Here is a 9638-nt window from a genome sequence, read left to right on the forward strand (position 1 = left end):
TAATTACTAAATTTACCATTGTTCGTGTTATGCAATGGTCTTTTTGTTATGCAATGAAATTAACAACTACTTTCGCAAATTTACACTTGACTTTAACTAGCTGGTCTATAATCTTTGTTAGTACAAAACATTTTTAGTTGTCTTGCCTCCTGTATTTCTTGTAATTATTTAATAACTATCTTTTTATATTTAGAACTGTTTTAAGAACTTCATATCACTTTCATAAAGTGCTCTAATATCGTCTATTCCATATTTTAGCATTGTAATTCTGTCAAGTCCAAATCCAAAAGCAAAACCACTATACACTTCAGGATCAATCCCACAATTTCTTAAAACTTGCGGATGAACCATTCCACAGCCTAAAAGTTCTATCCAGCCACTACCACTGCAAACCTTACACCCTTCACCCTTACATACAAAGCAAGTAGCATCCATCTCAGCTGATGGTTCTGTAAAAGGAAAATGATGTGGTCTAAATTTTGTTTCCATTTTATCTCCAAACATCTTATGCGTAAACATCTCTAATGTACCTTTTAAATCAGCAAAAGTAATTCCCTTATCTACAATAAGTCCTTCAATTTGATAAAAAATAGGTGAATGAGTAGCATCTGCTGCATCAGATCTATAAACTTTTCCCGGTGCAATCATCTTTATTGGAGGTTTTTGATTTTCCATAGTTCTTATTTGTATTGGTGAAGTCTGAGTTCTTAAAAGTATGCTATCATTTATGTAAAATGTATCTTGTTCTCCTCTTGCCGGATGATTTTTAGGTATGTTTAACGCTTCAAAATTATAATAATCTGTCTCTACTTCAGGTCCTTCTTCGATAACAAAACCCATAGATAAAAATATTTCATTAACTTTTTCAAGTGTTAAATCTAATGGATGCCTTTTACCTATTGTTTGTTTTTTCCCTGGCATAGATATATCAATAATTTCGCTTTTTAATTTCATTTCCTTTGCCTTACTTTTCAATGTATCTGAGGCTTTTGTTATAAGCTCTTCTATGTTCTCTCTAACCTCATTTGCTAATTTACCAACTATTGGTCTTTCTTCATTTGATAGCTTACCCATACCCCTTAGTATTTGAGTAAGTTCACCTTTTTTTCCTAAATACTTAACTCTAACATTCTCTAATTCTGTTTTAGCTGAAGCTCCCTTTAATTCTTCTAAGACTGCAGCCCTTATCATTTCTAATTTTTCCTTCATAACGAATTCTCCTTTCATACTTATATAAATTTTTATTTTACAGTTTTTTATAGAACAAAAAAAACCGTCCCTAACAAAGGGACGGAATATCCGCGTTACCACCCTAATTGACTAAAAATAGTCCTCTTAGATAAATTTATCGGTTTTACCCGCTAACAGTTACTTTGTTTCGCTATTAGAACTCAGGAGTGAACTTCAATATAAAAATTACCTAAGCAAGCTCTCAGTCTAAGGCTTCTTATCCCTGTAATCATTTTTATATTTACTTTCTCCATCACAGTGTATTATTATTCAATCAACTTATGAAAGTATACAAAATATTATAACCATAACCACTGATAATTTCAACTAAAATTTATATAATATTTTTTTGTCTTACGGCTTCATACATCATAATTGATGCAGCAACCGCTGCATTTAAAGATTCCGCACCCCCGGGCATAGGAATTTTAACTTTTATATCGCACATATTATAAACGTCTTCACAAATACCATTGCCTTCATTACCCACAGATATAATAACTTTTTGTGTTAGATCTATATCATAGAAGTTATTATCAGTATCTAACGAACTAGTGATCAACTTAAACCCATCACTTTTAAGTCTCTGTACTAATGATAGATTTTCATCATAAATAACTGGTATCTTAAAAATAGAACCCATCGTGGATCTTAAAGTTTTATCATTATAAATGTCCACAGTTCCCTTTGTAATTATAACTCCGAGTGCCCCTGCTGCATGTGCAGTTCTAATTATAGTTCCCATATTACCTGGGTCTTGAATTTTATCAGCCAAAATGTAGAACCCATAATCATATTTAATCTCTACAGGAGTGTTTCGAACAACAGCTAAAATTCCTTGTGGATTATCAGTATCACAAACACTTTTAAATAAGCTATCACTAACACCATAAACTTTAGTATTTTTCTGTAGTTTATCTTCCATACTAGAACTTTCGTATTTTGCCTCTCCCGATGCACTTATAAAAATATTCACCACTTCGAAATTTGAATTTAGCGCTTCTCTCGTAAATCTAAACCCTTCCACTAAAAACATATTACTACTCATTCTATATTTCTTTTCCTTTAACTTTTTGATATCTTTTATCAATAAATTATCCTTGCTTAGAATATATTCCAAATTAAATGCTCCTTATCTCACAAATTTCTCCAATTTGTTTAACTCTTCAATATTACCAATGGCCACAATAATATCACCAGGTTCTATAATATTATCAGCAGATGGTGAAACATCAATATCATTGTTTCTTTTTATAGCCATTATATTTATGCCATATTCAGCTCTTATATTCAAATCACCTAAAGTCTTATTATGCCATTTTTCAGGACTAACAAGTTCAGCAATACTATAATCAGGTGATAATTCTATGTAATCTAATATGTTTGATGAAACTAGGTTATGAGCGACTCGTACCCCCATATCTCTTTCTGGAAAAACTACCCTATCTGCACCTATTTTATATAATACTTTAGCATGTAATGCATTGGTTGCTTTCGTAATTACATATTTCACTCCTAGTTCTTTGACCAAAAGTGTTGCAAGTATGCTAGATTGGATATCAGCACCTATACTAATAACTGCGCAATCAAAATTACGAATACCAAGAGCTCTTAAACTATTTTCATCATTTGCATCAGCTTGAACTGAATGAGTTACTTTATCTGAAATATCTTGTACTATCTCTTCATCAGAATCAACTGCTAAGACATCATTTCCCAAGGAATATAATGTTTCGGCAATAGACGTTCCAAATCTTCCGAGCCCTATTACAATAAACTGCCTTTTACTCATTAACTCCACCCCTATCCAATTAAAATTTTATCTTCTGGATATCTTATAGTTCCAGATTTGCCCTTTTTATTTCTAGCCAATGCAAGTATTATAGTAAGTGGTCCTACTCGCCCTGCATACATGGTAAGCGTTATTATTATCTTCCCCACAAATGTTAGTTTTGTAGTTAATCCAAGTGTTAACCCAACTGTAGCAAAAGCCGAAGTAGCTTCGTATAAAAAGTATTCAAATGGAATATTTGATGGCTCTGTAATTGATAATACCATTGTAACCACTATTACAATCATGAGTCCAAGAACAGTTATTACTAAGGCTTTGTATACAAGTTCTTTTTTTATACGTTTTTTAAATATTTCAGTATCTTCACGACCGTGAACAACTGACATTACAGTCATAAAAAGCACAACCACAGTAGCTGTTTTTATTCCACCAGCCGTTGATCCTGGGGATCCACCAATAAACATTAGAATTATTGTTAAAAAGTTCCCTGCTGTAGTCATTTTATCTAATGGAATTGAATTGAATCCTGCAGTTCTAGGAGAAACTGATGCAAATATTGACGATAAGATTTTACCCTTTACAGACATTCCTCGCATAGTAGTAGGATTATTCATCTCAAAGATATACATAAGTATTGCTCCTCCAACAATTAAAATTATTGTTGAATAAATAACTATCGTAGAATGCAATGATAATTTTTTAAATTCACTACAATTATATATCTCTACCCAAACAAAAAATCCTAACCCTCCTATTACAATTAGTGCTGAAACCGTAAGTATTACTACAGAATTATTAGCATATGCAGTGAGACTTTTAAAATTTCCCATCAAATCAAATCCGGCATTACAAAAAGCAGAAACTGAATGAAATACGCTATAATAAATTCCCTTAGCAATACCAAATTGAGGAATAAATTGTGTTGCAAATAACACTGCACCTATCCCTTCAACTGAAAATGTGAATATTAATACATACTTGACCATTTTAACTAAACCTTGTAATGAATTTACATTCATTGCCTCCCGCATTACCAGCCTTTCCTTTAAGGAAATTCTTTTACCTAGGAAGAAAAAAACAAGTGTCCCCACAGACATAAACCCAAGTCCACCCGTTTCTATTAATAACATTATTACTGTTTTACCAAAATAGGTCCAATATGTCCCCGTATCTAGAGTTACAAGCCCCGTAACACATACAGCAGATGTAGAGGTAAATATACAATCTATGAAAGGTGTAATTTTACCACTTTGCGAAGCTATAGGGAGACTTAGAAGTATTGCTCCTATAAGTATAACTATAGCAAAACCTAATGCAAGTATCTGAACGGGGGTGTATTTGTTCTTCTTTTTAAGATTTTTAATATCAAATTCCAAATTATCCACCTCTACAACTTTAAACTTTCACCAATGATGTTTTACTAATTATATCATGTAAGACATTTTTGTCAAAAATGCATAAAAAAATGTAGCCTAGTGGCTACATTTTTTAATAATGCTTCTACTTCTATGCTTTTAATTGTTTTTTTGCAACTTCTACTAATTCAGCAAAAGCTTTTGGATCATTTATAGCAATCTCAGAAAGCATCTTTCTGTTAATATCAATACCTGAAAGTTTCATACCATTCATAAATCTTGAGTATGAAAGATCGTTTAATCTTGTAGCTGCATTTATTCTAGCTATCCAAAGTGTTCTAAAATCTCTTTTCTTTCTCTTTCTTCCGATATAACCATTTCTTAACGCTCTTATTACCGCTTCGTTAGCTGTTTTAAATAATTTACTTCTTCCACCGTAATAACCTTTTGCAAGCTTTAATACTTTTTTATGGTTTTTTCGAGCGTTAACTGCTCGCTTAATTCTAGCCATTTAATATACCTCCTAATCACCATTCAATTATAAGTATGGTAACAATTTCTTCATTGCTTTTATTTGAGTTGATGCAACATATGCTGTTTTTCTAAGGTTCCTTTTTCTTTTGGGACTCTTATGTGTTAAAATGTGGCTTGTGAAAGCTTTTGCTCTCTTCAATTTACCTGTACCTGTCTTCTTAAATCTTTTTGCTGCGCCTCTATGTGTTTTCATTTTAGGCATAATAAAATTCCTCCTTTCGGTTATGCTTTTTTGGGAGCTAAAATCATTATCATATTTCTTCCCTCTTGTCTAGCTGGTTTTTCAACAACATAAACATCACCGAGTTTATCCACAAAAGCTTTTAATATTTTGTGTCCAACTTTAGAGTTTTCAATTTCTCTTCCTCTAAATCTTACAGTTATCTTTACCTTATCTTCATCTAACAAGAACTTTTTGGCATTGCTAGCCTTAATCGCAATATCATGGTCTTGTATTGTTGCACTCAATCTTACTTCTTTAAGAGTTACAACTTTTTGTTTCTTTTTAGCTTCTTTTTCTTTCTTTTGTTTTTCATATTCAAATTTACCAATATCCATTATTCTACATACTGGTGGTTTTGCAGTTGGTGAGATCATAACAAGGTCTAAGTCACTATCTTCTGCAAGATTTATTGCATCTTTAGTCTCTAAAATACCCAATGCAGAACCATCAGCTCCAATAACTCTTATTTCTTTATCTCTTATTTCTTCATTCATCATGAAACTTTTCTTTTTACTAATAGTTTTCACCTCCTAAGTGTAACTAGATGATTTTGTAATATTTAAAAAATAAAAGGGACGGCATAAGCCGTCCCTAATAGTAACAAATTCAAACTATTATATAACCTAACTAGCATAGCTGAAAGGTGAGAAACGGCTGTTTCTTCTTGTTAAAGATAATAATACTATATTATTTTTTTATATTTTCGTTCACAACAATTAATACTATACTATATTATTATTAAATTGTCAACATTTGTTTTAGATTATTAAAGTTCTTTTATGAAACTCTATATTTTTAAGTACATCAGTTTATTACTACTTTTATCTCTACTCCAATATGGCCATTTCACTTTTTATCTTTTCACATTCAGAGCAGTTATCACAATATTGAACTCTACCTACAAACACCTTGCTTATAGTCTCAATTAATTCTTTATTTTTGCAATGCTCAACGCAATGTATAATTATCTTCTTAGGAGCACTACTTATCATTGTGCTAATTATAAGTTCCTCTTGGCTTTCTTTTGAATCATACTTAACATCAGATAACTCCATTATCATATTTTCTACTAAATCATTACCGTCCTTATCTCTTAAAAAATAATTTCCACTTCTATCAATTAAAATATTAGCTTCATCTATCTTACTGTCCTGAACTTCAACAAAATATTTTAATAGCTTTATGAACTCATTATATTCTTTTTCTACCATATACTCTTCTACAACTTTATCAACTATAGGCTCTAAATCTTTGAATAAATCTTTTGCTCTAAATGTTAAAAATCCACTTATATTAATCTCATTGTTTTCTTCTATGCATTTAATTATTTTATCAATTATTTTATTTTTTCTATTTATACAATACACCATGTTAGGGCCAGATATTGCTCCCTCATTGATCAAAGCCTTTTGTATTTTAGGTTTTACTTGTTTTATTTCATCATATTGCAAGAAAAAATAAGTATCAGCTAAAAAATTATTGATTTCTTTTTTGCAAAATTCTGTTGTGACTACTTTATAGAGCATATTTGCAACATTCAAATTGAAGTTTTTGATATTATGCTCGTTTAAGTTGTCATTACTAGAAAAAAACTTTATATAGTGTGTATCTTCTATTATACTTTCCGATATACCTAATGTGTTTTTTTCATTTTCAAAAGATTTTTTTATATCTTTAATTCCATCAATAATGTATTCCATACTCCTATTATATACAACAGTTAATAAAAGCATTTCGCACACTCCTTTCTCATTTACGATAGTATGTGTGTAATATTAATGTATATGCAAAATTAATTATGCAATAATCGACATATTGCAATCTGTAGTTACTTTGTGTTATAAAATAAGAATAAGAATAACAAAAAAATAGGAGTATTACAATGAAAAATCTTATCGTTGATTTTAGAATCGCAAATGAAGAAAAAGAATATTTAATTTCTAAAGGGTATAACTTGTTAATTTGCCCTCCCAATAACTCATTATATGAGGCAGTGAAAGGTCACCCAGATATGCTAATGCATATTTTAGGCAATACTATTGTTGTTGATAAAAATATGGATGATGAATTTATACATAAATTAGTTTTACAAAATTATAAAATTTATAAATCCACCTCAACTTTGAAAACCAAATATCCTTATGATATATCTCTTAATTCATTAAGCATAGGCAATCTATTTATTCACTCAATTAATTTCACCGATATCACACTCTTATCCCTTTTAAGAAACAAAAAATTAATAAATGTAAATCAAGGTTATACAAAATGCTCCACATGCATAGTTAATGACCATGCTATCATCACAAGTGATGTTTCTATCGCAAAGGTTTTAATTCTTGAAAAAATAGATGTTTTATTAATTCCTCCAGGGGATATTCTCCTTCCTGGGCTTAACTATGGTTTCATTGGTGGTGCAACAGGTCTAATCGAAGATAATGTTTTAGCTTTCTATGGTCATTTAGATAATTATTTGTATGGAAAAGAAGTACTTGCATTCTTAAATAAGCATATGGTAGAACCCGTTTTCTTAAGTACTGGTAAATTAATTGATAGAGGTAGTATTTTTAGAATTTAGTTAAAACAATATATTAGATTAGATTATCTTATGCATATTTGTTTATTATCGTGAATTGATTTTTTTAAATTATGCTATATTGTAAAATACCTATAAAATAAAAAAAAGTAGTCTAGACACTGAATTATCAGCATTTAGACTACTTTTTTACTTTGGAGGCGCCACCCGGATTTGAACCGGGGAATAAAGGTTTTGCAGACCTTGACCTTACCGCTTGGCTATAGCGCCATTTTATTGATTTTTAAAATAATTGGAGCGGAAGACGAGATTCGAACTCGCGACGTCCACCTTGGCAAGGTGGCACTCTACCGCTGAGCTACTTCCGCAACATGGTGGCTAAACCCGGAATCGAACCAGGGACACGAGGATTTTCAGTCCTCTGCTCTACCGACTGAGCTATTTAGCCATAATGTTTTTTTGATTTATTGATTTTTTAAATTTTTTAGATTTAAATGGCGACTCAAAAGGGACTCGGACCCTCGACCTCCGCCGTGACAGGGCGGCACTCTAACCAACTGAGCTATTGAGCCATATGTGGTGGGAACAACAAGGTTCGAACTTGTGACCCTCTGCTTGTAAGGCAGATGCTCTCCCAGCTGAGCTATGCTCCCACATGTTTTTATCAAACTAGTACAGTTTACAACATTTCATAAAACTTGTCAACAACTTTATATGTTAACAATTTTTCCTTATTGCTCACATGCTTATTTGTTTTTGAATACTTTACTATATTATAGGATTTACCTAAAACTGTCAACATTAAATAGAGTAGAAATTCTAGTATATTTATGATATATGGTACTTCTCTTTCAATAATGCTTACTTTTTCTACGTTTTACATCATAAGGTTGTATAATTTATATTTTTTAGAATAGAAAAGAACAAAATTTATACCCATATTGTTCTAATCCAAAGTTATGCCTTTATCTAAGATTTTACTTCTTTAAGCAATTTGCCTATGTCTTCATGGTTAAATTCATATTTTTTGTTGCAAAAATGACATTTAAGTTCTTCTGTTTTACCATCATTATATAATTCTTCTAAATCCTTTTTACCTATACTTATTAATGCTCTCTCCACTCTATCTCTACAACAATCACATTTATACATTGGCTTAATCTCTTCATGTATCTTAAGTTCCATATTTTCAAAAATAAATTCTAAAATTTCTTCAATACTCATACCTTTTGCAATAAACTCAGTTATAGATGGAATTTCTTCAAGTCTATATGTTATTGTATCCGCCAAAAATTCATCTGCATCAGGCATCATTTGAATAATAAATCCTCCTGAAGCTTTAATACTCATATCAGTATCAACTAAAACCCCGAGTCCCACCGCAGATGGTGTTTGTTCTGATACAGTATAATAATATGCTAAATCATCACCAATTTCGCCTGTTTGAATTGGTACTTGGCCTACATATGGCTCTTTTAGGCCCATATCCCTTATAATTCTTAAATAGCCATCTTTTCCAATGGCACCTCCAACATCAAGTTTACCAAGTTTATTTGCAGGCAAATCTATGTTAGGATTTCCTATGTATCCTTTGACACTTGCATCAGAATGAGCAGTTACTACGACACCCTTTGCTTCACCGCCGCCATTAATTTGCAATGTCAAACTATCCTGTTTTGACTTAAGCATAGATCCCATAAGTGTACCAGCAGTTAACATTCTTCCAAAAGCTGCCGCTGCTGTAGGCGCACATAAATGCATTAAAGCTCCCTCATTTACTAAATCAGTGGTTATTGCTGCAACTATTCTAACTTGACCTTGTTTTGCAGTAGCTCTAACTAATTTATCCATATTTAAACCCCCTTGTATAATCTAATTATAAGTTTGATAAGAAACCTTCTTTAAATAATACGAATGATTTCTTACTTATCTTTATTAATGTTAATGTTTATTTTTATTCATTTCTAA

General features: G+C 31.3%; 10 protein-coding genes, 5 tRNA genes and 2 other annotated features. Of the genes, 1 reads left to right on the forward strand and 14 read right to left on the reverse strand.

Going from position 1 to position 9638, the window contains the following annotated elements:
• Positions 1-189: 189 nt before the first annotated feature.
• The 8 genes from pheS to ytxC all read right to left on the reverse strand — a co-directional run bounded on the left by pheS (position 190) and on the right by ytxC (position 6867).
• Complete coding sequence (gene pheS / locus KPL38_RS16465) at positions 190-1209, reverse strand: phenylalanine--tRNA ligase subunit alpha (RefSeq protein ID WP_216290240.1); 1020 nt, start codon at positions 1207-1209, stop codon at positions 190-192.
• 74 nt (positions 1210-1283) lie between these two features.
• Positions 1284-1496 (reverse strand) — a binding site (T-box leader).
• A 68-nt stretch (positions 1497-1564) separates the two neighbouring features.
• Positions 1565-2350, reverse strand: coding sequence for a TrmH family RNA methyltransferase (locus tag KPL38_RS16470; protein WP_216290241.1), 786 nt, complete (start codon positions 2348-2350; stop codon positions 1565-1567).
• Between the two features lie 12 nt (positions 2351-2362).
• Positions 2363-3022 (reverse strand): potassium channel family protein, encoded by a 660-nt coding sequence (locus KPL38_RS16475; protein ID WP_216290242.1) that lies wholly within the window; start codon positions 3020-3022, stop codon positions 2363-2365.
• 11 nt (positions 3023-3033) lie between these two features.
• Positions 3034-4386, reverse strand: coding sequence for a TrkH family potassium uptake protein (locus tag KPL38_RS16480; RefSeq protein WP_376769043.1), 1353 nt, complete (start codon positions 4384-4386; stop codon positions 3034-3036).
• A gap of 142 nt (positions 4387-4528) precedes the next feature.
• Positions 4529-4888 carry a 50S ribosomal protein L20 gene (gene rplT, locus KPL38_RS16485; RefSeq protein WP_216290244.1) on the reverse strand — a complete coding sequence of 120 codons (360 nt, stop codon included), beginning with the start codon at positions 4886-4888 and terminating at the stop codon, positions 4529-4531.
• A gap of 27 nt (positions 4889-4915) precedes the next feature.
• Positions 4916-5113: a 50S ribosomal protein L35 gene (gene rpmI / locus KPL38_RS16490; protein ID WP_216290245.1), complete on the reverse strand. Its 198-nt coding sequence runs from the start codon at positions 5111-5113 to the stop codon at positions 4916-4918.
• Positions 5114-5133: 20 nt separating this feature from the next.
• Entirely contained in the window at positions 5134-5661 is a 528-nt protein-coding gene (infC, locus tag KPL38_RS16495) for a translation initiation factor IF-3 (protein ID WP_216290246.1), read from the reverse strand.
• Positions 5662-5691: 30 nt separating this feature from the next.
• Positions 5692-5806, reverse strand: a sequence feature (ribosomal protein L20 leader region).
• 155 nt (positions 5807-5961) lie between these two features.
• On the reverse strand, positions 5962-6867 hold the full coding sequence (gene ytxC, locus KPL38_RS16500) for a putative sporulation protein YtxC (protein WP_216290247.1): 906 nt from the start codon (positions 6865-6867) through the stop codon (positions 5962-5964).
• Between the two features lie 149 nt (positions 6868-7016).
• Between ytxC and KPL38_RS16505 the strand changes: the two genes are divergently transcribed.
• On the forward strand, positions 7017-7712 hold the full coding sequence (locus KPL38_RS16505; protein WP_216290248.1) for a DUF6873 family GME fold protein: 696 nt from the start codon (positions 7017-7019) through the stop codon (positions 7710-7712).
• Positions 7713-7865: 153 nt separating this feature from the next.
• Here the strand turns inward: KPL38_RS16505 and KPL38_RS16510 are convergent.
• From KPL38_RS16510 to hslO, 6 genes are all read right to left on the reverse strand, one after another.
• Positions 7866-7940, reverse strand: a tRNA-Cys gene (locus tag KPL38_RS16510).
• 23 nt (positions 7941-7963) lie between these two features.
• Positions 7964-8038 (reverse strand) — tRNA-Gly (locus KPL38_RS16515).
• A 4-nt stretch (positions 8039-8042) separates the two neighbouring features.
• Positions 8043-8118: transfer RNA gene (locus KPL38_RS16520), tRNA-Phe, on the reverse strand.
• Between the two features lie 47 nt (positions 8119-8165).
• A tRNA-Asp gene (locus KPL38_RS16525) sits at positions 8166-8242 on the reverse strand.
• A gap of 5 nt (positions 8243-8247) precedes the next feature.
• Positions 8248-8323: transfer RNA gene (locus tag KPL38_RS16530), tRNA-Val, on the reverse strand.
• Between the two features lie 316 nt (positions 8324-8639).
• Positions 8640-9521, reverse strand: coding sequence for an Hsp33 family molecular chaperone HslO (hslO, locus tag KPL38_RS16535; protein ID WP_216290249.1), 882 nt, complete (start codon positions 9519-9521; stop codon positions 8640-8642).
• Positions 9522-9638 lie beyond the last annotated feature (117 nt).

It is taken from the genome of Clostridium psychrophilum (assembly GCF_018861705.1).
Lineage (GTDB): Bacteria > Bacillota > Clostridia > Clostridiales > Clostridiaceae > Clostridium_AD > Clostridium_AD psychrophilum.

Bases quoted from the DNA above. Each gene is read 5' to 3' on its own strand.
- pheS (WP_216290240.1), bottom strand. From the start codon at position 1,209: ATGAAGGAAAAATTAGAAATGATAAGGGCTGCAGTCTTAGAAGAATTA.
- KPL38_RS16475 (WP_216290242.1), bottom strand. From the start codon at position 3,022: ATGAGTAAAAGGCAGTTTATTGTAATAGGGCTCGGAAGATTTGGAACG.
- rplT (WP_216290244.1), bottom strand. From the start codon at position 4,888: ATGGCTAGAATTAAGCGAGCAGTTAACGCTCGAAAAAACCATAAAAAA.
- rpmI (WP_216290245.1), bottom strand. From the start codon at position 5,113: ATGCCTAAAATGAAAACACATAGAGGCGCAGCAAAAAGATTTAAGAAG.
- ytxC (WP_216290247.1), bottom strand. From the start codon at position 6,867: ATGCTTTTATTAACTGTTGTATATAATAGGAGTATGGAATACATTATT.
- KPL38_RS16505 (WP_216290248.1), top strand. From the start codon at position 7,017: ATGAAAAATCTTATCGTTGATTTTAGAATCGCAAATGAAGAAAAAGAA.
- hslO (WP_216290249.1), bottom strand. From the start codon at position 9,521: ATGGATAAATTAGTTAGAGCTACTGCAAAACAAGGTCAAGTTAGAATA.